This is a genomic window from Sphingobacterium sp. UBA5639, from assembly GCF_002421245.1.
Lineage (GTDB): Bacteria > Bacteroidota > Bacteroidia > Sphingobacteriales > Sphingobacteriaceae > Sphingobacterium > Sphingobacterium multivorum.
Genome location: NZ_DIJR01000012.1, coordinates 214,586 through 239,534 on the forward strand (window position 1 = coordinate 214,586; position 24,949 = coordinate 239,534).

Genomic DNA, 24,949 nt, shown 5'->3' on the forward strand with positions numbered 1-24,949 from the left:
GCATAGAAGCTAAAATATGCTAAACTAATTATCAAAGAAAGATTGGGAGACGGGTTGTATTCACGATTTCTTTCATGACAAAATAACTTTCCATATGTCTGATTCCCTTGATTGTTGCCAGTTTATTAAAATTGAATTCATGATAGTGATCAACATCCCTAACCATCACCTTTATTTGATAGTCAAATGCACCCGTTACGTGGAAACACTCGACTACTTCTGGAAATTTTTGTATCTCCTCCATAAATAACAAGGCACTTTCATTGGAATGTTTTTCCATACTAATGGATACAAGGACCATTAGATTAAGATCAAGTTTTCTTCTGTCCAGCAGAAAGACTTTCTGTTTGAGAACGGAGGTTGCCATTAACTTCTTAATACGTTCGTAAACGGGAGTCATGGATAAATTAACACGGTCAGCTATTTCCTTGTTACTTATGTTCGCATCCTGTTGCAAAAGGTCCAGAAGCATGAGGTCTTTCTCATCCAATTTCATTATCGTAGTAAATTAAATCTAAAAAAACTATATCTATGACTGTAGTTAGATCGTAAACACTAGTAAATAAAATACAACCATATTATTTTACTAAAATAGCCATAATTACAGATATATAATACTATCATTTAAACTATATGTAGTAAATTTAAATTAATTAATTACTATCAATTTACCAACCTAAATAAAATTATGAGTGAGCCTCAATTAAAAAAAGTCCTTGGTCCGGTTATGTTATGGGGATTGGGTGTAGGCTATGTTATCTCGGGAATGTATTTTGGATGGAATCTCGGTTTGGCAGAAGGCGGCACATTGGGATTGGCCATTGCTACAGTGTTCGTTATTATCATGTACCTTACATTTACCTTCAGCTATACAGAGATGGCGTGTGCGATCCCTAAGGCTGGCGGAGCCTTTGAATATGCCAATCGAGGATTGGGCAAGCATTTGGGATTTGTCGCCGGTATTGCACAAAATATCGAGTTTGTTTTTGCTCCGCCTGCCATTGCTGCTGCTATAGGTGCTTATCTACATTTATTGCATCCTTCGGTTGACTATCTTATTTTTGCCATTGGGGCCTATGTGATTTTCACTTCAATGAATATACTGGGCGTAAAGCTCGCTGCATCATTTGAATTGGTCGTAACTGTTCTTGCGGTTATCGAATTACTAATATTTGCCGGTGTTACATTTCCGGCTTTCGAATTTTCCAACCTTGAGCACAACGCATTGCCCAATGGCTTCTCGGGTATTTTTGCAGCTATTCCGTTTGCCATCTGGTTTTTTCTCGCTATTGAAGGTGTAGCGAATGTTGCTGAGGAAACGATCAATCCACAGAAAAATGTATTAATCGGCTTTGGATCGGCCATCGTAACTTTAGTTGTGCTTTGTATCATTACATTTTTGTCGGCGGTGGGTGTCGGCGGCTGGGAGGCTGTTGTTTATCCTGTCGGAAGCACTGAACCCTCCGATTCACCATTGCCACTTGCCATTGCACATGTCATTGACAATCGCCATATTCTCTATAAACTACTTATAGGCGTTGGTCTTTTGGGTCTTATAGCCTCATTTCATGGTATCATTCTCGCTGGTGGCAGAGCTACCTTCGAATTTGGGAGAGTGGGGTATGCACCGTCGATTCTTGGAAAAGTACATCAACGATTTAAGACTCCGGCCAATGCACTCTTAATCAATATGGCTATTGGCATCATAGCATTATTGACCGGAAAGACCGCAGGTATTATTACCATCGCATGTTTTGGGGCAATCTGTCTTTATATAATATCCATGTGGTCATTTTTTGCCTTGCGAAAAAAGGAACCCGATTTGGAACGCCCATTCAAAGTTCCATTGTATCCGCTGTTTCCGGCAATTGCATTTATTATTGCTGTCGTGTGTCTCATTGCAATGATATATTATAACCCCTTGACAGCTCTATTATTCTTTGGGCTTGTCATCTTATCATACCTCTATTTCCTAATCTTCCTTGACAAGGACAAAACCATCAAATTATGATAACTAAAAATGAAATTATTGCCAAATTAACAGCAAGCACAAGTACGCACGTTAAAGTTGCCGTCGCTGATATAGACGGGGTGCTCCGTGGGAAATTTATGCATCGGGATAAGTTTATCTCTGCACTGGACAATGAATTTGGGTTTTGCTCGGTGGTGTTTGGATGGGATGTTAACGATCAGGTTTATGACAATGTGGAAATTACAGGCTGGCATACAGGATACGGCGATTTCCCGGCGCGTATTGATGGAAATACATTTCGACAGATTCCCTGGCAAGAAGATATTCCCTTTTTTCTAGCTGATTTTGAATCTCCGCTTTCTCGCGACCAAAATGTGTGCCCAAGATCACTCCTTAAAAACATAATTGCACAGGCGGAGACTGCCGGATTTAAACCAATTTTTTCACAGGAATTTGAATGGTTTAATTTCGTGAAAGCCGATAATGCCGCTCCCCAAAATAGTTTTAGAGATATGACACCGATAACATCTGGTATGTTTGGCTATTCCATCTTACGGATGTCTGACAACTACGGATTTTTTCAGGATCTTTTGGCTATGCTCGAAAGATTCGGTGTACCTCTTGAGGGCCTACATACGGAGACCGGGCCAGGTGTTCTGGAAGCTGCGATCCAATGTAGTGATGCTCTTGAAGCTGCGGATAGGGCTACGCTCTTTAAATCTGCGGTTAAGGACATCGGAAAAAAACATAATATCACGGCGAGTTTTATGGCGAAACAGACCAAGGACTTACCTGGCTGCAGTGGCCATGTGCATCAAAGTCTTTGGGATCTCAACAAACAGAACAACCTCTTTTATGATAAAGATGATGAACTCGGAATGAGCCAGTTGATGAAGCATTTTCTTGCTGGGCAATTGTATTGTTTACCTGATATTCTACCGTTATTGGCGCCCACTGTTAACAGTTATAAAAGGCTGACTGAAGGAGCATGGGCACCGACAACCCTGACTTGGGGCATAGATAATCGTACCACAGCACTCCGCGTCATCGAAGGTGGCCCCAAGGCCACACGCATTGAACACCGTGTTGTCGGTTCAGATGTGAACCCTTATTTGGCAGTAGCAGCATGTTTGGCTAGCGGGTTGTATGGCATCAAGTATAAATTGCCATTGGATAATCGACATACTAGCGGTAATGGTTATAAAGATCTGCAACACGGCGTGTTACCAAGAAACCTCCACGATGCGACCGCTCGAATGGCGCAATCGCAAATAGCCTCCGAGCTATTTGGCCAAAAGTTTGTCGATCATTTTTGTAAATCACGGTTATGGGAATGGCGACAATTTTCAGAGCAGGTCACAGATTGGGAAACAAAAAGATATTTTGAAATTATTTAACTGAACAATGGATACAGCAAAAATTTACGGTTTTAATTTTCCGACACCGATCCGTTTTGGTGCTGGAGTGATCGATGAGCTACCAGACTATTTATTGACCAATGGACTTAATCGCCCTCTACTGGTAACGGATCCGACTATCGCCCAACTGCCATTTTTTAAGGGAGTCCAACAAAAGCTGACGAACAAAGGGATCGACGTTATTGTCTTTCATGATTTGCATAAAAATCCAATAAAATCTGATGTTCTTTTGGGAGGAGATGTCTTTAGAGGGCAAAATAGAGATTCAATTATTGGCGTTGGCGGTGGAGCAGCACTCGACGTAGCACGGGCAATTGCCTTGCGCGCAAATCATCATCGTGATTTATTTGATTACGACGATCTGATCGGTGGCGATATCTATGTGACCAACGAGATACCACCATTGATTACTGTACCCACGACCGCCGGGACTGGGAGTGAGGTGGGGCGTAGTGCTATTATTTCAGAAGATGAAACCAAGAAAAAACGAATTCTATTTAGTCCCAGATTGATGGCAAAAATTGTATTTGCCGATCCTTTGCTTACAATGGATCTGCCACCGTTTATTACGGCAGCAACGGGAATGGACGCACTTACCCACAATATGGAAGCCTATTTGGCCAAAGGGTATCATCCGATGTGTGATGGTATAGCGCTTGAAGGAATGGCCATGGTGGCGACGTCTATTGAGTGTGCTACGAAAGAATCAGACTTGCCATCCCGCTCCAAAATGCTTTTGGCATCATTGATGGGAGCTGTTGCTTTTCAGAAGGGATTAGGAGTCGTTCATAGTTTAGCGCATCCGCTGTCCTCGCTCCTTGATACCCATCATGGACTGGCCAACGCGGTGAATCTTCCTTATGGAATGCAGTTTAATTATGTCGGTTTTGAAGATCGTTTCGATAAGATGGCCATGGCTTTAGGGCTCGGTAGTCATGCTGGAGACAGGGTTGTAGACTATCTGTTTGACCTCAATGTACGTTTGGGACTGCCTACACAATTATCTGCGATAGGCGTGCAAAAGGAACATCTGCAACCGTTATCAGAACTGGCGTTTGCAGATTTCTGTCACCCATCAAACCCCAAGCCCGTTAGCAAAGCAGATTTTCTTGCAATTTATGAAACCGCTTACGAAGGAAAATAATATGTTAAAAATCGGTATTAGTGCGTGTTTTTTTTATCCAGACCCCGAGAGGACGGTCTTTGGACACAAATCACTGAGCTATATGGAAAATGATATGGTTCGATGGATAACTAAAAAAGGCGTTCTTCCTATATTATTGCCGGATCTTGAAGAATCATTATTAGCGGACATCTTACACCAGATGGATGGCATAGTTCTTCAAGGTGGAAGCGATATAGCACCCCAGCATTATGGAGAAGAGCCTATCGGACCCTGGAAAGGAGACCCTTATCGGGATCAATATGAGCTAAAGATATTGGATTATGCCATCAGAAATCATAAGCCAGTCTTAGGTATCTGTCGGGGATTTCAGTTAATGAACGTCTATTTTGGAGGCACAATGTATCAGGATATCGGTAGTCAGCTTCCTCAGTCGGCTGTACATCGTTCAGCAAGTCTATACGACACCATCAATCATCCCGTACATATAGAACCAGGAACACTTTTCGACAGACTATATGGCCATGTTGCCAATCCATTGGTCAACACTGTACATCATCAGGCTATTAAAGATCTTGGCCGTGATCTCGAAGTCTTTGCGCGCTCGGAAGACGGATTTATCGAAGCATTTGGTTATACCAAAGAAGCGGCCGGGAAAGTGATGGGTGTACAATGGCATCCCGAATTTTCCCAAACACAGAAGGGAATACTTTTAGATGAAAATTTAATTCTTAATGTTTTTATCGAACATGCAAGACAACATAGAAATTAGAAATCCTGCAACCGGTGCTGTAGTAGCAACGTTGCCTTCAACCACAACAGTTGAATTGGAAAATACACTCTCCTTACTAAGACAGGGACAGCAAAAATGGGCCAACGTTCCTTTGAAGGATCGTTTGGCGTGCATCATACAATTTGGGGAGCTGATCTTGGCGAATAAACAGGAACTTGCGGAGATCCTTACCAAGGAGACGGGCAAACCCATCACACAATCGCTTAATGAAATTAACGGAGCACAAAACCGTATTGAGCATCTTCGAAAAAATGCTGAAAGATGGCTTTCAGAAGAAATTATTGTAAATGAGGGGGCTACACTAGAACATATTCGCTATGAACCACTTGGTGTCATTGCCAATATTTCTGCATGGAATTTCCCTTATAATGTGGGCTTTAATATTTTTCTGTACGCCTTGGTTGCGGGCAATGCCGTGCTCTATAAACCTTCTGAATTTGCTACGCTGACCGGATTGCAGTTTGCAAAATACCTTTATGAAGCCGGTATACCTGATGATGTATTTCACTGTGTTGTTGGAGATGGGAGGATTGGCGAGCATATCTTATCATTGCCATTGGATGGCTATTTCTTTACTGGATCCTATAAAACTGGAGTACATATTGCTAGGGCCGTAGCGCATAAATTAGTTCCAGTCCAGCTTGAGCTAGGCGGAAAGGATCCCCTATACGTAACAGAAGATTTGAAAGACATAAAACAGGCGGCAGTGTCGGCAGCTGAGGGCGCTTTCTACAACAATGGGCAGAGCTGTTGTGCTGTTGAACGTATCTATGTTTCAGAACAGATATACGATGAGTTTGTCGAGGCATTTATTGAGGAGGTAGCTTCCTATCAGGTTGGCGATCCATGCGCTGGAGACACATTTATCGGTCCTTTAACGAGGGCTGCTCAGCTGGACGTCCTTGAAGATCAAGTGAAAGATGCCCTTGAAAAGGGAGCAACACTACGGTTGGGCGGACATGTATTAGAAGGTAAGGGATATTATTATGCTCCCACAGTATTTGAGCACTGTAATCACAACATGCTACTTATGCGTGAAGAGACTTTTGGTCCGTTGATAGGTATACAAAAGGTCACTTCAGACGAAGAGGCAATTACGTTGATGCAGGATACGACCTATGGCCTTACTGCAGCGGTGTTTTCGTCCGATCAGGATAGAGCAATGAATATCCTTAGCAAAATGGATACAGGAACGGTGTATTGGAACTGCTGTGATAGGGTAAGCCCTAATGTGCCTTGGTCCGGAAGACGAAATTCTGGCTTAGGTTCGACCTTATCGGCTCAAGGTATACGAGCATTTGTTCAGCCTAAAGCCTATCATTTAAGACCCGCATAATTTAATGTTTAATTCTATGGATATAGCCCATTATGCCGATCGTTCATTGGATAATGGGCTTTCCCTCAAAAATAAATTTCGGTACCCCATGAGAGTGAGTGCGTAAAGATTATGGGGTCCGCTTCATGGAAAAGTGATCGCCAAGGTGACTTATGCCGATGCAATAGATATGCAAGTCTTTACTGATAAGAGATAGACTGAATGAATTCGCTAAAATGCTTGAAGACTCTCGCAACATTTTCTATTTTTGTTACAAACAGAAAAGAAATGAGCACTGAAGTGACAGGTTTGAAGCGTGTAGCCACACTATGTATATTAAGAAATAAAGATAAGTTTCTATTGCTAAAGCGCCTTAAAGAACCCAATAAAGATATGTATGTTCCCGTTGGTGGGAAATTAGACCCATTTGAAAACCCGGATGATGCGGTAGTTCGTGAAGTCATGGAAGAAACAGGGATCCATATCACGTCAAAACAATTTTGTGGCATGTTAACCGAAACATCACCGATCAATTACAATTGGATCAGCTATGTATATGTATCCGATATCGAATATGTAGAGGCCCCCTATTGTAATGAGGGTGACCTCGAATGGATCGCTGCAGACGAACTGGAATCTATTCCGACCCCTTTAACCGATCTTTATATTTATGATTATGTGGCTAAGGGAAAACTGTTTGCTTTTAATGCCGTATATGATTCAGACCTAAACTTGACCGGGTTATGGGAACAATATAATGGCATCAAGATCAAGTAAACTACTTAAATTGAATTAAAATTAGAATGATTATCAATAAAACTGCCATTAAAGTCATCGCATTCGATGCAGATGATACATTATGGGTAAACGAACCATATTTTCAAAAAGCAGAACATGATTTTTGTGCACTGTTAGAAAATTATCTTCCACAGCATGCAGTATCAAAAGAATTATTTGAAACAGAAATGAATAACCTGTCCCTCTATGGGTATGGTGTGAAAGGCTTTATTCTTTGTATGATAGAGACTGCCAGCCGTATTTCGGCAGGACAGTTATCGCTGAAGACAATAAACAAAATCATAGCGATTGGACAAGATTTATTAAAGATGCCGATTGAATTATTGGAAGGTGTTGAAGATACGTTGGTAAGGCTGAGTGCACATTATAAGCTAATCGTAGCCACAAAAGGCGATCTTTTGGATCAGGAAAGAAAGCTGAAAAATTCGGGTCTCCAAAAGTACTTCCATCATGTGGAAATTATGAGTAACAAGAAAAATGACGATTACTCAAAATTATTAAGAAAAATTGAATGCCCCGCTGAAAATTTTATCATGATCGGAAATTCAATTAACTCCGATGTTCTGCCTGTTTTGGCATTGGGGGGACAGGCAATACATGTCCCTTACCATGTGACTTGGACACATGAGCAAGCTTGTGATGAGGTTAAACCAAGCAATTTCCTGCAGGTAGAAAGTCTAGATCAACTGCTACCGATTCTGCTTTAATCGAAAATGCACATCTAGATGCGCATTTTTCCACCGACTGTTCCCCAGCAAAGAGCTGCGAAACAATTAACTGTATTCTGTTGTTATTCATCAGTACAGTTAACCTCTCACATGGCAATAATTACGAAATATCTAATTATCCTTTTACCCTTTTTTATTTTAAGCTGTAAGAGCAGTCAGCAAAAAGGCGATACGTTCTATTTTGGTGGAAATATTATTACGATGGAAGATGATTTTCCCCAGGTAGATGCGTTAGTAGTAAAAGGCGGGAAAATTCTTTTCGTCGGTAGCCGGAAAGAAGCGGGCCCCTATGTAGGGGAAAACACGAAACAGATCGATTTGAAGGGAAAAACTTTACTGCCTGGCTTTATTGATGCCCATGGCCATATCACTTCAAGAGCAGGAATGGAACAGGCAATAGATTTATCGCCAAGTCCATATGGTACCGTTAATTCAATACCAGATCTTCAAAAGACTATATTATCAGTTATTAAGCGAACAAAATTAGGCGCGTCTGTTCCTGTATTAGGAAATGGTTACGATGATGCTATCATGCGTGAGCATCGCCATCCGACTCGTCAGGAATTGGATGCGATCAGTACGACAAATCCGATTATTGTCATTCATGCTTCTGGTCATGCAAGTGTTGCCAATAGTGCGATGTTGAAGTTATTAGGTATTACCGAAAATGTGAAAGACCCGGAGGGGGGACATTACGGCCGAAGCCCTGATAATCGACTAAACGGCAAACTAGAAGAAAATGCCTCTTTTGCCGCACTGGTGAAGTTGACGAATATGATTCCCAAGCCTCAACAGGCCAAAAATGAGCTATCTCAATCCCTAAAAGATTTTGTCAAAGCGCAAGACGAATGGCTTAGTTATGGGCAGACAACAATCTGTGACGGACGTTCGATGGGAGTGGGGGTTGGCCTGTTGAAGGAAGCAGCTTCGAAAAATCTTCTAAAGGCAGATGTGGTTTATTTTCCGGATTTTGAAGCAAACAAAGCCGAATGGAAATCCTTTAAACCCAGTTACATGAAATACGAAAAGCGTTTGAAATTTGGTGGATTTAAATTTTCTGATGATGGTTCGCCTCAGGGGAAGACAGCTTGGTTGACAGAACCATACCTGATTCCACCAGAAGGACAACTGGCAGATTACAAAGGCTTTCCAATCTTTTCGGACCAGACCCTCTACAATGATTTAAAAACAGTGTTTTCAAATCATATTACGGCACAACTACATGTTAATGGCGATGCGGCTATTGATCAGGCACTTCGTGTGATCGGCAGATTGAAAGCCGAAGGAATTTATAAGCCTGAGCTTAGGGCAACCTTGATACATGTGCAGAACAGCCGCCCCGATCATATCGCCAAGATAAAAGATATCGGTGTTATTCCTTCCTATTTTTCATCCCATGTTTACTTATGGGGAGATTGGCACTATCAAAGTGTTTTTGGTCCCAAACGTGCGGCGTTTATTAGTCCAGCTCAGTCGGCAAAAAAAGCGGGAATACTGTTTACCATCCATCATGATAGCCCAGTAACACCTCCAGATCTATTGACCGGGGTGTATGCTGCAGTCAATCGGACGACACGTTCGGGAATGTTGTTGGGGCCAGATGAACGTATTGATGTCAGGGACGCGCTCAAAGCAATTACCATCAACGCCGCCTATCAGTATCAGGAAGAAAAAGATAAAGGGTCTCTTAAAAAAGGAAAACTAGCTGATTTGGTTATTTTGGATCAAAATCCATTAACAATTAATCCCCAAAAATTACGGGACATCAAAGTAATTGAAACAATCAAAGAAGGGAATACCGTCTTTAAGCGAAATTGATCCATCTGTCAATCCCATAATAAAACAGCATTGTAAACTCATTTTGATTCGCGATTGTTTGGAAAAACCCACTATTGTACTGTTAGTTGCCACTCTGCTGGACTAGTGACGATGAGTCGAAGTCATCGTTTTCAAGAGGATCAAATGTTGGGATAAAACAGAAGAGTTGTATAGTAATACAACAGCGTCAAGTCTTCATCCTTTAAAGAAATAGCGAATAATAAATCGCCACATGCAAATATTAAATGGTCTTAAACTTTTGCGGCTTGTGGCCTATCTTTACACGATGATCGATTCATGATGTCACTTTTGAACAAACAATAGATCTATTTCATCATGCAACGCAGGGAGGGTTATCTTAGATGGAATCCTGTTTTTACTAAAATCCAGAAATAATTATGAAATCGCTATTGATATTTCTTTTTTCGATAAACCTTGTTTACGGTCAATCTACACCAAATTTGACAGTAGGTTATGGAGATCGCTATGATAGCCTTCCCAAATTAGTAATCAAAGCAGCTACACCAGAAGACTATCATAAAGCATTTAGCTCCAACATTATCAATAAAACTCCTGCTGTTGAACGGAAAAGCTTTGTGATTCCTACAGGCAAAGGCAAGCTAAAGTTCAGGAAATATAGTTTTTCAGCCGGTTATGGTGATGGATTTAAGGGTTGGGCGTATAAAGGCTATCTTCCCAAACTGAAAATGCATATTCTCGTAAGCAATCATGTTGCTGAATCATTAGGTTTTAGCGATTTAGTTTTACTCGATAGCATCAACGGTAGTCAACATACAATTGCTTCAGTCGGCGACGGTGCAGTTGAAATACCAATTTCATCTCCAAACGGAGATTTTCTTGCTTATTATTATAATGAGGCCTTTGCTGCGAATAGTTGCTTTATAGGGGTACTTGCTGTCCGCAAAGAAAAGGCTCCTTTCCGGATCAAACTTTCCGAATACAACAGTTTTGAAACGGACAATTGGGCGGTGGAAAACATCAGATGGATCGATAGCACGACGATTATCATAAAAGCTTATACGCTTAAAAAAGTTGCCAATGAAAATATGAAGCAGTTTGCGTACTACACTGCCCGGTTAAGCAAAGAAAATACAAACTAAGGTATAGAGATGAACATACAACAAAATATCATCATGCTAACTGTTGCTGCAATTTGCTCTTGTAACAATCCTAGCGTACCCCTACAAAAACGGGATGTTAAGCAATCAGAACATCCTATTGACGGAGAAGTAGTGATATCCAGGCAGCAGATAGATACGGTCCCCGCCTCACATACCACGAATGAGGTTAAGACTACAACATCCATAAAATTCAATGAATTTGTCGTTTCGATTCAAGGTATGGCCATTTTTGATCCAGAAAGGATGGATCGACTACAACGTGATACCGTAGAAATCGAAGCAGAAGTCGGGGAAAGCATCGAGGGAACTTATATTTCTATTTTAAGTGATCAGGTCCGTGACTTGAAGGTGGAACAACGCTATGAAACCAGCGTAACTATTATGAATGAAGGTCCCCATTGTGATCTTACCGAATGGAAACATTTTAACTCAGACTGGAAGCCTTTAAAACAAAATGGGAATGGCCTTTTTCTAAGTGAAGAATATACTGATCAGGATCATCGGACCTTTCCCAGCGTATCTATGGACGAGTTGAAACAAAAAGTAAAAGAGCAGTGTGGTGAAGAATGGTTTAAACTTTTGACTAAAGTAAAATCGCCATCTGAATATCCATCAGCAGTCGGTATAAGCCGTTATTTCTTACGGATCGCATGTCGTCTTAAAGATAACGGTAAAAAAGTTACCAAATTAATCATTATCAAAACTCCAATGGGATGTTAACAGCTTAATTGCTGAATCACAACACCAGGATTTTCCAAGTTATAAATCTATACAAAGAGATTACGAAAAAAGTAATGCTTTCAAAAGATTCAGTATTTTAACACCGGTTTTATTATTTTTGCTATGGTTGGACCAATGAAATACCACTTCAAGAACACAACAATGAAATTAAGCCTATTGACTAAAGCAATTTTTACTATAGTATTCTTATTTTTAACAAAGAATAATATTTTCGCCCAAACCAAATACCAAAAGGATTTTTATGAGTTTTGGTCTGATATCAATAAACATTATGCTTATTTAGAAAGGCAAAATATCGACTGGAATAAAGTCAAAGAAATTTATTCTTCACAAGTAGAAAAAGTTACAAATGACAACGAGTTTATTCAGTTGCTTGAAAATACGTTGAATGAGCTGTACAATGGACATTCGTCGTTAAGCACAAATCTTAATACATCAAACAGGATAATTCCATCATGGTCCGACCTACGTGTCGAAAAAAATGGAAACAAATATTTAATAAAAGACTTAAGAAAAGGTTTTGGTGCAGATTTAGCTGGGTTAAAAATTGGTATGCAAGTAACTCTTTTCAACGGAAAAGCAATCGATGAACAGTTAAAAAGTTTCTTACCTCGATTTACAGGTCATTACAGTCCAAAGATGTATCAGTATGCTTTAGATATGCTTTTTGCGGGAACTCATGATAAGAAACGCGTGATTACTGTCGTTGAAAACGGCGAACGTAAAACATTTGAACCGGTAAGCTATGGCAATCGGAATGAATTGTTGTATTATAAAATTATAAATGGAAACACAGCCTATATCAAAATCAATAATTCACTGGGAAATAATAACTTGATCGCTGAATTTGATAAGACGCTTGACAGTTTGATTTCTAATAAAAACCTTATTTTGGATTTGACTGAAACTCCTAGCGGTGGAAATTCAACGGTTGCGAGGGCCATTATGGGGCGGTTTGTCAATAAAGTTCTACCTTATCAAATTCACGAATTTGATGAGAAGGATTATGACACAAAACGACATTGGGTAGAGTATGTAAGTCCACGTAAGGAAATCTTCAAGGGTAATGTGTATATCCTCGTGGGACACTGGACAGGAAGTATGGGCGAAGGGATAGCTATAGGTTTTGACGCGCTTGATAGAGCGACAGTTATTGGCACACCTATGGCCGGGCTATTAGGCGCAATTTCAAACTTCCGTCTCACAGAAACAAAAATTGGATTCCAATTCCCAACGGAAAGATTGTATCATATCAACGGAATGCCAAGAGAGGATTTTATTCCCAAGATTTTGTGTGAAAATATCGAAGAAACATTAAAAAAAGCGAAGGAGATAGCTTGGTAGGTTAGATAGGAGATGATGGCTCAGTTTGCCTGAAAACTCATGGAGCAATGTTAGGATCAATGTGAACAACTAAAGAGTATATGTTTAGTAAAATTAATAAAACCTTTATCCTTCTTGTGCTTGTACTTGTTTCCAACTACAGCAAAGCACAAACCGGATATAAGAATTTAAATATACCTGCATCAGTTGAAGGATCTACCTTTTTTAATACGGATAAAAGGAATTGTATAACGCCTCCATTTGGGTATTCAAATATTTCAAAACAACTACCTGTCGATTCCGTATTGTCGGCTATGCAAGATCACCGTGGTTTAGGAAATCGCTATGCATTAAAATTTGATCAATCAATCAAAAACAATCTCGTAACGATACCCGAAGCATATGATGTTTCTTTTCCATTTGAGCAAGATATCGGCAAAGAATATAATCAGATTAAACTTGCCTCCAATTTCCTCCGTTATGGGGATTATTCGCTTCATTTTCTGGCCATTTATAACGCTGTCCGCTATAGTGAACCATTCATAGAAAAAATATATTTAATTTCAGTAAAGAATGGGAAGCCGGTTGATATAAGAAGAATTTATCTTCATCATGAGGGAGAAATGGGATTCACAGACTATACACTATTCTATATCGATAAAAATTTTATAATCTCATTGCGGGATTATGAATTTAATGAGAATCCCTTTAGGCAAAAACCTGTTTATCAATTTCAGCTCTTAAGCAACGGAACATTTGTCAGATACTATGATCAGAATGGATTATATAAAACAGATGAAGAACAGGGCTCAATTAAAAATCACCATAAAGAAGGAAAATGGATCGAATTTAAAACAAATCGGTTTGTGGACTTACAAGAATATCCATCATTTACAGATTCGTATACGTACTTGGAAGCAAGGTATAAAGGAGGGCTTCCTGATGGCAAATGGAAGTATTATAAATTATTGCAGGAATATAATGAAGAAACGGGGGAACCAATAATCAACACAAGAAAAAGAGGACCGTTGATTTATACTGAACTATACAAAAATGGATTATTGGAAAAACGAGAGTTCCATATTCTTGATAAGTAGCCCCTCCGTTATAAGTGATAAATATGTAACTTGTAGAAAAGGTGAAAAAGGCTCCGAAGTTCCTTCTAATTAGAACTTAAAATATGAAAATAATACTACAGTTGCTATGCGATTTGTAGTTTGCCAGCAGTGGATATAGCCCGAAAAAGGCGGAATAATAGACGCAGAATATTAATTATGGAAATAATCATCAGACAAGCAAAAGAAAGCGAAATCAATGTGTTAATTGAGTTTGAACAAGGGATCGTTGAAGCGGAACGACCTTTTGATAACACATTAAAGCCAGGCGAAATTCATTATTATGATCTCCTCGAATTGATCAAGTCTAGGGAGGCTGAAGTCCTTGTCGCAGTTGTTGACGATCAACTTGTCGGATCAGGATATGCGAAATTATTGGATGCAAAACCTTATCAAAAGTATGAAAAGTATGCTTATCTTGGTTTTATGTACGTTAGGCCAGAATATCGAGGTCAGGGTATCAACAAGATGATTTTACACCGATTGATCGATTGGGCAAAAGAAAGAAATATCTCGGAAGTAAGACTTCAGGTTTATGAAGAAAATACCAGTGCAATAAAAGCCTATGCAAAGGCAGGATTTAAACCAAATCTTCTGGAAATGCGTATGGAAATCGATGACAGATAATAGTGAAAATCCAATGAGATAATATCTATAACAAGTAAAAAAGACTTCTTTTAAAACTTTAAAAGAAGTCTTTTTTTTATTGGTAAGGCATTACACACTCATTTTAAACCGATTTATTCGTTGTTATGCTCAATTTCGGCAATGATTTCTTTGGCAGATTTAATCACCTGATCATTCAGCTGAATAATCATATTTGCTTGAGATGCTGCATTGATAAGAATCCCTTTTACTTTTGGCGATGCGTTAATTGCTTTGTACATTAAATCAGGATTGATATTTGCATTGGGAACGGATACCAGCTCATCTGCGAGATTAAAAACCAATGAGTTATAGTAGGTTTGCCAATCGTCTTTTGATGGTACTACGGTTTGATAATATTCCAAAATTCCTGTTTTTAATTTTCGATCCTTAATGAGACCGATTTTTCCACTAGATCGAAATCCTTCATAATTTCCAGTATTTCTGATCTTAAAGATCGGATTAAGGTTCATCTTAATACGGTCATTTGGGTTGACTTTCACCAAGCTATCAATTTTTTGTTGGTTTAATTCCCCGTAAAATTTACATCCTTCCGCTGTGTTCGTTAGGTAGGAATTTTGCTTTTCTAAGTCGTGGACATCTTTTTCGAGATCGACTTTTAGGTCCTCCAAAAATTCTTTTACTTCTTGTTGTTCATGCCTATGCTCACTCCAACCGTGAAGCCATATCGAAAGTGATACTGCAAAAACGATAATGAAGATCTCAATGGATATTTCTTTCAATTTTTCGGTGAGACTATGCTTTGGCTCCTTTGCGGTTTTATAAATTTTCTTCGTGTGCTTAATGATCTCGTCTTGCATTTTACAGCTTTAAGTTAATATAAAGGTGATTTGTTAAATATTGGTGCTAATACGCAAAGATGCAAAAGTTTGGTAAAACACACAAATTAATAACTTATCTATTACCTCTTTTATGGCAGAAAACACCTGTCAAATTGTTTTATCGGGTATATACCATGGATTATACTAAATAGTGACTGGTTTAGAACAGAAAAATTCCGTATATTTAGGTTCGTAAATTAACTGAAAATAGACTTTATATTATGAGAATTCGGGCAGGATTGCTAGTAGTGGCTCTTACGCTTCCTTTCCTCGTTTGTGGGCAAAATCGCTATCAAATTAATGGCACAATACCCCCACTGCAGGATGGTGCTAAAGTATTTTTGATCTACGAAATAGAAGGTAAGTCTGTCGTGGATTCCACTTTTTCCAGAGGAGGAAATTTTTCATTTTCGGGAACCGTAGACTATCCTGTTTCATCATCGTTATATCTCAATAAAAATCCATATGTAAATAGACCAGCTCGCAACGAGCAAATGGATTTTTTTCGTTTTTACCTTGAGCCTGTGACTATGGAAATGCGAGCAAGCGACTCCTTGAAGAACATTGTAATTAGCGGGTCTCAAATTAATCTCGACCAAGATGCTTTAAAAAAAATGCGAAGCGTTGTAGATGATAAATTTACAGCACTTAATAAAGAATTTTATGCACTTTCAGCTAATCAACAGAGCGATCCCAAAGTACGGGAAGCTTTTATTGATCGGGAAAAGGGATTAATGGATGACCTGTATAGCGTTCATTTAGCATTTGCTCGCCAACATCCATCGTCTTACCTTAGTTTAATCAGTTTATCCTTTGTTGCTGGACAGGAGAAATTTATAGAAGAGGTTAAAGGGATATACAGCGGTTTAGCGGAGGAGCTCAGAAGCTACCCTTTGGCCAAAGAGATACCCATGCAATTAGAATCGTCGATCAGGACGAAAGTTGGACAGATTGCCCCCGATCTTGAACTACAAACGCAAATGGGTACGAGTCTAAAACTAACTGAATTCCGAGGAAAGTATCTATTAGTAGACTTTTGGGCTAGTTGGTGTGGACCATGCCGTGAGGAAAATCCAAATCTTGTAGCGCTTTACAATAAATACAAAGATTCGGGATTCGAGATCTTAGGAGTATCCCTGGACAAGGCGGCTCAACGCGAACAATGGATGAAAGCAATTGCAGATGATAAGCTCAGTTGGCCACAAGTATCTGATTTAAAAGGTTGGGATAGCCAAGCAGCAAAACGTTATGGCATAAATTCCATACCAGCAAGCTTCTTATTGGATCCCACAGGAAAAATTATATACCGCGACCTCAGGGGAAAAGATTTAGAAGAAAAGTTAAAGGCGATCTTTTCCGATAAAGACGATCATAAATAGTGCGTTTAGTAGTGTGTCCGATAAGCCGTATTAAGACTGGAGTATTCTTGTTAGGCCCGGAACGTAAATGCAAAATGTACTAAGAAGAAAGCTGGTAATAAATAGGCTGATCAAATCACTGATTCATCTAATCTGTAAATAAATTCCTCGATTTCGATTTGGCGTGCATTAGCAAAACCTCGGTCTGTACCAACCTTAACAAAACCACAATTTTCCAGTACTTTTTGAGAACCGATATTATCGAAAGCGACACGCCCATAAATCGGACGGCTTGTTTCAAATGAAAGAAGTTCTTTAAGCGCCTTTGTTGCAATTCCACGTCCCCAGAATTTCCGGTCAATCCAATAAGTGATCTCAGCATCACCATCAATAACAAACTTCGCAATACTTCCTACAATTGTCCCATCAACCAGAATCGTTTGATTGTTTATACTTGGCTCATTGAGAAATTTAGCATATTTCTCAAGGTAAGCTTCTTTGTCTGAAGAAGTACTTGAGGTAAATGCGGCGAGATAATTTGCTTCTTCATCAAGCTGAAACTGATAATGTGTTTCTAAATCCGTGTATACTGTCGGTCTAAGTGTAAGTTGAAAGTTGAGGGCATCCATGCTTTTTTAGTTCGGTTTATTCCCAAATATAGTAATAAATACACTATTGTTTAAACTCGCCTCAGGTATATGTGGATATGAAGCAAAAAACAAATTCTATCGTCTTCGAATTGGGCGTTTATATCTTTCCAACCTATATTGTCATTGACCGAGATGGCAAGATCATCTTTAGAGATTCATCCGAGGGTCTTGCCCGCATAAAAGATATTGTACTAAAATAATGATTATAATAGGCCAAAGTTATTATAATCGTTGTGGTAGTAATAATATCTATCGCTTAAAAAGATCAACCATTTGGAACTGCAGTAAGTATGAATATGAAAGTTTTCATCAAAGCCAACTCAAAGTCCAGCTGAGGAAAAGCCGAACAAAGGTAGAAGTTGGTCAGGTCAAGAGCCTTTAAATTTAGACTTCTCCTTTTATCGAAATTTAAGTGGGTATGATGTTCCTTCACTGAGCCCATACGGGGAGAGATGTAGATACCTCGATTCCTAAAGCATTATCTTGGTATTTAAACACAGTTTCAGGTACTATGTGGTTTTCGCTTATATCCACCCCCTTAACAGAGGAAAAGAGATTTAGATGTCTTTTCACAAGCGGCATGGTATGAATATATGAACGGGTTATTTTGTCAGGGTCGGAGTCGCAACTACTATTTTTCTTAGCCTTAGACCTCGCTTGGCATATGTACATATTATCGGTGTAAAAAAAGATCATTTCAATCTTATTTTCAGGATACAAGGCTTTAATGTCTTGTAGCATTTGAAGATGCACCTTATTAACGATATTGACCTCAACAGCAAAATCTTCGTCATGACTCAGCAGCCCCAACAGCTGTTCCTCAAATCTCCGATATCCATCTTTTAAACCTAGTTCAGCATAGCTTTGAACAAAGAGATTTGGGTCAAGTATCTTAATCCCTTCTGGGATGAAATACTGACCACAAGTACTTTTCCCAATGTAAGGGGGACCGGTTATCACATATATTTTCGCCATGATCAAATACTTTGAATCGTGCCATCGCGATGCTCTTCAACCATTTGCCCATCCTTGTTATAAACCAATGGCTGTTCGCGAGAAAATAAATAGGAACGAATGCTCTTTTGCAATTCTTGCCTCCATTGTATCTTTTCATCCGCAGACATAGTGAGCGGATCTTTTTTCATCTTTCCAGTTTTGACAAGTTCTTCTTCTTGAATTATCCTTTTCATTTAAAACTTAATTAACATTAGCTTGTACGATTAATTAAATATAAACATATATTAATATATTATAAAAAAATATTAATATAAAAAACGCCAATAATTTGATGAATTGACTTTTGATTGGCAACAAGATCCATTAATAAAAATTGACTGATGTTGTTAATTCTCTTGATCAAGAAAGCCTACGAAAGAATTATACAGTTCATAGGTAAAGTTATGTGCCTACTTGAATATCTTAAGGTAAAATTTAGACAACTAACAAAATGTAGAGCGATAATGTAAAACTTTCGAACTCATTAATCTAGCTCAGAATCTCGTATTCATAAACGACTCTCCAGTCACCGGATTTGGCTCTTATTACACGTGGGATTTTGTAAGATGAAGTTCTCATAAAACGTTTCCTCCTTTGGTTTGAATTTGGTGCTGTTTTTGGTGCTGGTATAATACTTAAAACAGAAAAACCGTTTTTAACAGTGTTAAAAACGGTTCGTTTTGCGGAAAGGGAGGGATTCGAACCCTCGATACAGTCATCCCGTATACAGTCTTTCCAGGACTGCTCATTCGACCACTCTGACACCTTTCCGTGTTTCAGTGCACAAATGTAGTAATTTTTTAATTTATTGCAACCTTATTCGTATTATTTACCATCCAATTTATTATATTCTATTGAGCCTAAGCCTATTGTTTTTATTTTTTAATGAATAAAACTTATTCCTTATTTTTCGGAATGACAAATAATTATTTCGACATAAAAGGGGAGGTCCTTGAGATAGCGCTAAAACGCACCAAGGAACGAATTACAATGATAGAATCTGCTTTGGAAACCGCACGGGATTCAAGTAATGACGATACAAAAAGTAGTGCTGGAGACAAATATGAGACGTCACGTGAAATGATCCAACAGGACATTAATCGCTACCAGAAACAACTCGTGGAAGCCAATAAAGATCTGCAGCAACTGATCAGTATAGAATCATTATCAAATGATGTAATTGATGTCGTCATATTAGGAACACTTGTTCAAACCAATGTTGGACTATATTTGATCGCCACAAGTATCGGAGCTGTAAAAATAGGGACCAATAATATCTTCGTTATCTCGCCTGCATCTCCAATTGGACAACTACTTATCGGGAAAAAAATAGGTGATAGTTTTGTTTTTAATAACGTTAATCAAAAAGTTATTGCAATTTACTAGGTGATGAAAATACCGAAAAATTAAACAATATGCCGACGCATCTGTTCTTATTTAGTACAGAAACAAAGAATGACATGAAATTCAATAGTTTACTTTTAATCTTCTTGCTTGGTGCTGCACTATTTATTCACTCTTGTAGATCGCCCGAGTCGGACGAAAAACTAAGATCAAAAATCGAAACAGCGTTGGAAACTACTGCGGGCATCGGAGTCGATGTCGAAGAGGGTAATGTAACCTTGAATGGACAAATAGGTTCAGACTCTCTCAAGCAGGACATAGAAAACAAAACAAAGCTAGCCGGAGGAGAGGATATCAAATCCATTCACAACAATATTGTCGTAAATCTTCCTGAACCAGAAGATGCCCGTGAAAAATATCACGAAATTTTGGGCGGCGCGATAGATTCTACCTTAACACGAGATGTTAACCTTGTTCTGGAAGATTTTCCGACCATTACAGCACAGGTTAAAGAAGGGATTATAATTGCAACGGGTAATCTTGAAAAATCAAAAATAGATACACTCAAGAAACGATTGGAACATATCAAGCCCAAAGGTATTGATATAAAAGGGGTCACAAGCCGATAGCCTAAGAAAAAAAGAAGCTACCCGTCAATTGGCAGGCAGCTTCTTTCATTTCTTCATATGTTTATTTAATACCTAAGTTAAGCATTTTCTATTAAATCTCGTATAGCAACAGAAGCTATCGCCCCACCAAAAGCCGCAGGTAAATAGGACATGGTGCCATAAGCGGACTTTTTAAAATTACTCCCATCGGTATACAATAATGAATCCTTGTTTGGAAGTTCGGTTGAAAATGCCACTTTCACTCCATCACGTATACCATGTTTGCGCAATTTCTTACGGATATGTTGGGCCAACTTACAATTATAAGATTTACCGATATCAGCAATTTTTATTTTTGTTGGATCCACTTTGCCACCGGCACCCATTGAACTCACAAATGGTATATTGGCTTCTAACGCCCTCCGAATGAAAAATAGTTTCGGTGTAATACTATCAATGGCTTCCACACAATAATCTGGCGCCAATTCTAATAAAGCGGGTATCTTTTCTGGAATGATAAAATCTTGTATTACGGTTAAATCCAACTCAGGATTAATGGCCAACAATCTTTCCCGCATAATTTCAGCTTTTGCTTCACCATGATTAGTTGCCAAGGCAGGCAATTGTCTATTACGGTTAGACGGATCCACTGTGTCTCCATCGATAATGGTCATTTTCCCAACTCCCGCTCGGCATATAAATTCTGCAGCAAAGGATCCAACACCACCTAATCCCAAAACCATCACATGTGAATTTGCCAATTTTTCAACCGCTGATCGACCTATCAATGCTTCGGTACGTGACAGCCAACTTAAATCTTTCATCTATCTAAATTTGTTTTTTTATATTTTCATGAAACCTTATAGCTATCCGACAACGTGAATAAACAGACTATGATGGCCTCACTTATTAAATACTTTCTTATAATTTTGGTATAAAGCCCGCTTTAGCTCCTCCAACTCGATCGATCTGATCCGAGCTACGTATTGATAAAGCGTAGTAATTTCTACGGTCGTATCTGTATCCGTTTCTAGAAACAATTGACTGAGTGAAATATTTTCCAAAAGCTCGTCTTGGCTTCCATTTAAACAATGTCCACCTATTGAAAGATAGTACCCCTGATCAATTAATTGCCGAGCTAGTGTCCAATTTTTCCGATAGCCATGGAAAACAACAGCTTCGTTAAAATTCACTTTTTTTAAACAACCGACAATCTCCTGAAAAGCTCGAACACAATGAATAATCAACGGTTTTCGATAAACTTGAGCCAGTTGAACCTGTCGATCAAAGACCTGCTGCTGCTGGATGAGGGGAATGGCAATATTTTTATCCAAACCGCATTCGCCTATCGCCAAAACTTGATCCTGCTTTAATCCTCCTTTCATTAAGGCTAAAGCAAGTTCAGAATTCCCGTCTATATACCATGGATGTAACCCTATGGAGCAATCTGTTTCAGTGATTTCTTCGGCATGATTCAATGCGATATTCTTCACCGAGAGAATCGCGCGCTCTTTGATCGGATAATTCCGATGAGTATGTAGATCGATATAAGGAACTTGTGGTACCAATGGGACAAAGGTCGAAAAAATACTTGAAGCAAAAAATATTCTCTACAAAATTAGTATAGTTTTATTCTTCCAATCTTGCATCTAGGGCTTCAAGGATGGCTGAAGCTTTCAAAAGGCATTCTTGATACTCCTGATCTGCAGCTGCCTGATTGGTGACCGCCCCTCCAGTATGAAAGGAAAGGTACCGTTTTTGTTTATTATACAGCAGTGAGCGGATGACAACATTAAAATCGAACTCATCATGTACAGTGTCAAAGTATCCGATAGACCCTGCATAGATACCTCTCTTTCGAGCTTCAAGCTGATCGCAAATTTGCATAGCTGCAATTTTGGGAGCACCTGTCATCGAACCTGCAGGAAAGGTATTTCTAAATACATCCACATTGGCGACTTCTGGGTCTTGCATGCAGGTAATAGTAGAAATCATTTGATGCACTTGTTCGAAGGATTGAATCTCAAAAAGGCGAGTAGCCTCAACCGTGCCAGGAAGAGCACTTCGTGTCAGGTCATTACGCACCAAATCAACGATCATCACATTTTCAGCAATCTCCTTTTTTGACCGCAACATATCAGCTATAATCTGTCGGTCCTCTTCCGGGCTTGTTCCTCTTCTAGCTGTCCCTTTAATCGGTTGAGAAATCAGCTTTCCCTGCCTTTTCGCTAAAAATCGCTCCGGAGAAGCACACATGATAAAATGATCTCCTACTCTGAAGAACGAACTAAATGGGGTAGGTGATAGGCAATTCAATTGATGATAAACTTCGAGCGGCGAGATGTCGGCGTTCTCCGCATAAAATTCCTGACAAAGGTTAACTTCATAAATGTCTCCACGTTGAATATGCGCTTGCACATCTTCAAATGCTTTGACGTACTCACTTTTTGTCCAACGCGATTGTACTTGCACTACGATTGGAGCTGCTAAAGGAATCTTCGTTTCGGAAATAGCTTGATAGATTTTAACTGGATCTTCAGCCTCTATATGCACTTGATTTGCCGTCCATCGGAGCGTAATCGCTGGCACGAAGAAATAAGCTTCCGGAAATTCGAGCTGATCCTTTCCCGTTGTCTGTAATTCCTCTATCTCATTCTTGAGGTCGTAGGATAGAAATCCAGGGATAAACTGAGATTGATGTAAATTCAAAAATGTATCGAGCTGATCAAATACATTTTCATTTGCACGGAAGGAGAATAATGCCTTGACAGCCAAAACTTGCTCATATCTTCCCCATTGATCGGACATCCCATTACTATTAAAGAAAGAAATTTCATCAAATTGCCCCGACCAATGCAGGGCTTTTTGATGAAATTTATCTTTAGAATCGAGAAGATCAAAACTTTCGATCCGCATAGTTTATTTTGATAAAGCTAATGTTTGTTTACGATCAGGACCTACCGATAGGATTGTGATAGGTACTTCAAGAGCTTTCTCTAAATAAGAAATGTAATTTTTTAATGCTTCAGGTATCTCCTGTTCAGACGTTATACCAGTCAAATCTTGTTTCCACCCATCAATTTCTTCCAAGATAGGTTCGGCTTGATGTGTGATGATTTCATAAGGCATATAATCAATCACTTCACCATTATATTTATAATGTGTACATGCATAAATTTTGTCGAAGGTATCCAAAACGTCGGCCTTCATCATAATCAAGTCTGTTACGCCATTAAGCATAATAGCATATTTCAAGGCAGGAATATCAATCCAACCTGTACGGCGAGCACGACCAGTAGTTGCTCCAAATTCATGACCTAATTGACGTAATTTTTCGCCAGTTTCATCGTGAAGTTCAGTAGGGAAGGGACCACCACCTACACGAGTCGCATAAGCTTTAAAGATACCATATACCTTGCCGATTTTATTTGGTGCAATACCTAGGCCTGTACAAGCTCCGGCTGTTGTGGTATTCGATGAAGTTACAAATGGATAAGAACCAAAATCAACATCCAACAGCGTACCTTGCGCGCCCTCAGCCAACACACGTTTGCCTTCTTTCAGATATTGATTCACCAAATGCTCTGAATCCACATGTGGGATAGATTTAATGAATTCGATAGCATCTAAAAATGCCTTCTCTTTTTCACTGAAATCAGGTATCTCACCATAGTGCGAAAGAATGCTTAGGTGTTTTTCTTTCAACTTTTGGTAACGCTCTTGAAAATCCGGAAGTGTCGTATCACCTACACGTAAACCATTTCTACCGGTTTTATCCATGTAAGTTGGACCGATACCTTTCAAAGTGGATCCAATTTTTCCTGCACCCATTTTTGATTCTGAGGCAGCATCCAATAATTGGTGTGTAGGCAGGATAAGGTGTGCTTTTCGCGCTAAAACTAAATTGCCTTTACCCACCGGATCAAAACCAGCTGTCTTCAGGTTGTCTAACTCTCTTTTTAAGATAATCGGATCGATAACGACACCATTACCAATAAGATTTAGTGTACCTTCATTGAAGATACCAGATGGAATTGTGTTGAGTACGAATTTCTTGTTATCGAATTCCAACGTGTGTCCGGCGTTAGGGCCGCCTTGGAAACGAGCGATTAAATCGTATTTTGGACAAAATACGTCTACGATTTTACCTTTACCCTCGTCACCCCATTGTAAGCCCAAAAGCACATCAACTTGCATAGCTTTTAAAGTATAGTAATTAA

At 39.2% G+C, this 24,949-nt stretch carries 26 protein-coding genes and 1 tRNA gene; 17 read left to right on the forward strand and 10 right to left on the reverse strand.

Annotated elements, in window-relative coordinates; genetic code table 11:
* Positions 1–31: 31 nt before the first annotated feature.
* On the reverse strand, positions 32–496 hold the full coding sequence (locus tag B4Z90_RS09355; RefSeq protein WP_070564088.1) for an Lrp/AsnC family transcriptional regulator: 465 nt from the start codon (positions 494–496) through the stop codon (positions 32–34).
* A gap of 192 nt (positions 497–688) precedes the next feature.
* Here B4Z90_RS09355 and eat point away from each other — a divergent pair, with 192 nt between their 5' ends.
* The 13 genes from eat (at position 689) to B4Z90_RS09420 (ending at position 14,913) form a co-directional block, all read left to right on the forward strand.
* Complete coding sequence (gene eat, locus B4Z90_RS09360) at positions 689–2,011, forward strand: ethanolamine permease (RefSeq protein WP_115048706.1); 1,323 nt, start codon at positions 689–691, stop codon at positions 2,009–2,011.
* A complete protein-coding gene (locus B4Z90_RS09365; protein WP_156167603.1) occupies positions 2,008–3,369 on the forward strand; it encodes a glutamine synthetase family protein in 1,362 nt (453 codons plus the stop codon). The genes eat and B4Z90_RS09365 overlap by 4 nt, the downstream gene beginning before the upstream one ends.
* 7 nt (positions 3,370–3,376) lie before the next feature.
* Positions 3,377–4,534, forward strand: a complete 1,158-nt coding sequence (locus B4Z90_RS09370; protein ID WP_286802036.1) for an iron-containing alcohol dehydrogenase — start codon at positions 3,377–3,379, stop codon at positions 4,532–4,534.
* Positions 4,509–5,285 carry a gamma-glutamyl-gamma-aminobutyrate hydrolase family protein gene (locus tag B4Z90_RS09375; RefSeq protein ID WP_201303532.1) on the forward strand — a complete coding sequence of 259 codons (777 nt, stop codon included), beginning with the start codon at positions 4,509–4,511 and terminating at the stop codon, positions 5,283–5,285. Before B4Z90_RS09370 ends, B4Z90_RS09375 begins: the two co-directional genes overlap by 26 nt.
* Positions 5,263–6,642 carry an aldehyde dehydrogenase family protein gene (locus tag B4Z90_RS09380; RefSeq protein WP_286802037.1) on the forward strand — a complete coding sequence of 460 codons (1,380 nt, stop codon included), beginning with the start codon at positions 5,263–5,265 and terminating at the stop codon, positions 6,640–6,642. Before B4Z90_RS09375 ends, B4Z90_RS09380 begins: the two co-directional genes overlap by 23 nt.
* Before the next feature lie 267 nt (positions 6,643–6,909).
* A complete protein-coding gene (locus B4Z90_RS09385; RefSeq protein ID WP_286751901.1) occupies positions 6,910–7,398 on the forward strand; it encodes an NUDIX hydrolase in 489 nt (162 codons plus the stop codon).
* Between the two features lie 26 nt (positions 7,399–7,424).
* Positions 7,425–8,126 (forward strand): HAD family hydrolase, encoded by a 702-nt coding sequence (locus B4Z90_RS09390; protein ID WP_286767204.1) that lies wholly within the window; start codon positions 7,425–7,427, stop codon positions 8,124–8,126.
* A 111-nt stretch (positions 8,127–8,237) separates the two neighbouring features.
* Positions 8,238–9,965: an amidohydrolase gene (locus B4Z90_RS09395; RefSeq protein ID WP_286802038.1), complete on the forward strand. Its 1,728-nt coding sequence runs from the start codon at positions 8,238–8,240 to the stop codon at positions 9,963–9,965.
* 398 nt (positions 9,966–10,363) lie between these two features.
* Positions 10,364–11,086 (forward strand): hypothetical protein, encoded by a 723-nt coding sequence (locus B4Z90_RS09400; RefSeq protein ID WP_286802039.1) that lies wholly within the window; start codon positions 10,364–10,366, stop codon positions 11,084–11,086.
* Between the two features lie 9 nt (positions 11,087–11,095).
* Entirely contained in the window at positions 11,096–11,827 is a 732-nt protein-coding gene (locus tag B4Z90_RS09405; protein WP_286802040.1) for a hypothetical protein, read from the forward strand.
* A gap of 162 nt (positions 11,828–11,989) precedes the next feature.
* Positions 11,990–13,192 carry a S41 family peptidase gene (locus B4Z90_RS09410; RefSeq protein ID WP_286802041.1) on the forward strand — a complete coding sequence of 401 codons (1,203 nt, stop codon included), beginning with the start codon at positions 11,990–11,992 and terminating at the stop codon, positions 13,190–13,192.
* Positions 13,193–13,272: 80 nt separating this feature from the next.
* Positions 13,273–14,268 carry a hypothetical protein gene (locus tag B4Z90_RS09415; protein ID WP_286802042.1) on the forward strand — a complete coding sequence of 332 codons (996 nt, stop codon included), beginning with the start codon at positions 13,273–13,275 and terminating at the stop codon, positions 14,266–14,268.
* Positions 14,269–14,445: 177 nt separating this feature from the next.
* On the forward strand, positions 14,446–14,913 hold the full coding sequence (locus tag B4Z90_RS09420; protein WP_286751895.1) for a GNAT family N-acetyltransferase: 468 nt from the start codon (positions 14,446–14,448) through the stop codon (positions 14,911–14,913).
* 113 nt (positions 14,914–15,026) lie between these two features.
* Here B4Z90_RS09420 and B4Z90_RS09425 read toward each other — a convergent pair whose 3' ends face one another.
* The gene (locus B4Z90_RS09425; RefSeq protein ID WP_286751894.1) at positions 15,027–15,752 is read right to left on the reverse strand and encodes a DUF6090 family protein; all 726 of its coding nucleotides are present in this window, start codon (positions 15,750–15,752) and stop codon (positions 15,027–15,029) included.
* A gap of 242 nt (positions 15,753–15,994) precedes the next feature.
* On the opposite strand from B4Z90_RS09425, the gene B4Z90_RS09430 reads away from it, so the two are divergent.
* Complete coding sequence (locus B4Z90_RS09430) at positions 15,995–17,152, forward strand: TlpA disulfide reductase family protein (protein WP_070564110.1); 1,158 nt, start codon at positions 15,995–15,997, stop codon at positions 17,150–17,152.
* A gap of 110 nt (positions 17,153–17,262) precedes the next feature.
* Here the strand turns inward: B4Z90_RS09430 and B4Z90_RS09435 are convergent, their stop codons facing one another.
* On the reverse strand, positions 17,263–17,760 hold the full coding sequence (locus tag B4Z90_RS09435) for a GNAT family N-acetyltransferase (protein ID WP_070564113.1): 498 nt from the start codon (positions 17,758–17,760) through the stop codon (positions 17,263–17,265).
* Between the two features lie 77 nt (positions 17,761–17,837).
* Here B4Z90_RS09435 and B4Z90_RS09440 point away from each other — a divergent pair, with 77 nt between their 5' ends.
* Complete coding sequence (locus B4Z90_RS09440) at positions 17,838–17,981, forward strand: hypothetical protein (protein WP_159332943.1); 144 nt, start codon at positions 17,838–17,840, stop codon at positions 17,979–17,981.
* Between the two features lie 229 nt (positions 17,982–18,210).
* Here the strand turns inward: B4Z90_RS09440 and B4Z90_RS09445 are convergent, their stop codons facing one another.
* From B4Z90_RS09445 to B4Z90_RS09455, 3 genes are all read right to left on the reverse strand, one after another.
* Positions 18,211–18,756, reverse strand: a complete 546-nt coding sequence (locus B4Z90_RS09445; protein WP_286802044.1) for a hypothetical protein — start codon at positions 18,754–18,756, stop codon at positions 18,211–18,213.
* A gap of 2 nt (positions 18,757–18,758) precedes the next feature.
* Positions 18,759–18,971, reverse strand: a complete 213-nt coding sequence (locus tag B4Z90_RS09450; protein ID WP_046673369.1) for a hypothetical protein — start codon at positions 18,969–18,971, stop codon at positions 18,759–18,761.
* Between the two features lie 489 nt (positions 18,972–19,460).
* Positions 19,461–19,548, reverse strand: a tRNA-Ser gene (locus B4Z90_RS09455).
* A 114-nt stretch (positions 19,549–19,662) separates the two neighbouring features.
* Here B4Z90_RS09455 and B4Z90_RS09460 point away from each other — a divergent pair.
* Both B4Z90_RS09460 and B4Z90_RS09465 read left to right on the forward strand, forming a co-directional pair.
* Positions 19,663–20,163, forward strand: coding sequence for a 3-oxoacyl-ACP synthase (locus B4Z90_RS09460; protein ID WP_286802046.1), 501 nt, complete (start codon positions 19,663–19,665; stop codon positions 20,161–20,163).
* A 74-nt stretch (positions 20,164–20,237) separates the two neighbouring features.
* Positions 20,238–20,750 (forward strand): BON domain-containing protein, encoded by a 513-nt coding sequence (locus B4Z90_RS09465; RefSeq protein ID WP_159332942.1) that lies wholly within the window; start codon positions 20,238–20,240, stop codon positions 20,748–20,750.
* Between the two features lie 77 nt (positions 20,751–20,827).
* On the opposite strand, the gene B4Z90_RS09470 is transcribed toward B4Z90_RS09465, so the two are convergent.
* From B4Z90_RS09470 to B4Z90_RS09485, 4 genes are all read right to left on the reverse strand, one after another.
* Positions 20,828–21,553, reverse strand: coding sequence for a tRNA threonylcarbamoyladenosine dehydratase (locus B4Z90_RS09470; RefSeq protein ID WP_286751888.1), 726 nt, complete (start codon positions 21,551–21,553; stop codon positions 20,828–20,830).
* A 78-nt stretch (positions 21,554–21,631) separates the two neighbouring features.
* Positions 21,632–22,297, reverse strand: a complete 666-nt coding sequence (locus B4Z90_RS09475; RefSeq protein ID WP_046673372.1) for a TatD family hydrolase — start codon at positions 22,295–22,297, stop codon at positions 21,632–21,634.
* Between the two features lie 61 nt (positions 22,298–22,358).
* On the reverse strand, positions 22,359–23,645 hold the full coding sequence (locus B4Z90_RS09480; protein ID WP_286802048.1) for an anthranilate synthase component I family protein: 1,287 nt from the start codon (positions 23,643–23,645) through the stop codon (positions 22,359–22,361).
* Positions 23,646–23,648: 3 nt separating this feature from the next.
* Positions 23,649–24,926, reverse strand: coding sequence for an adenylosuccinate synthase (locus tag B4Z90_RS09485; protein ID WP_070564133.1), 1,278 nt, complete (start codon positions 24,924–24,926; stop codon positions 23,649–23,651).
* Between the last annotated feature and the right edge of the window lie 23 nt (positions 24,927–24,949).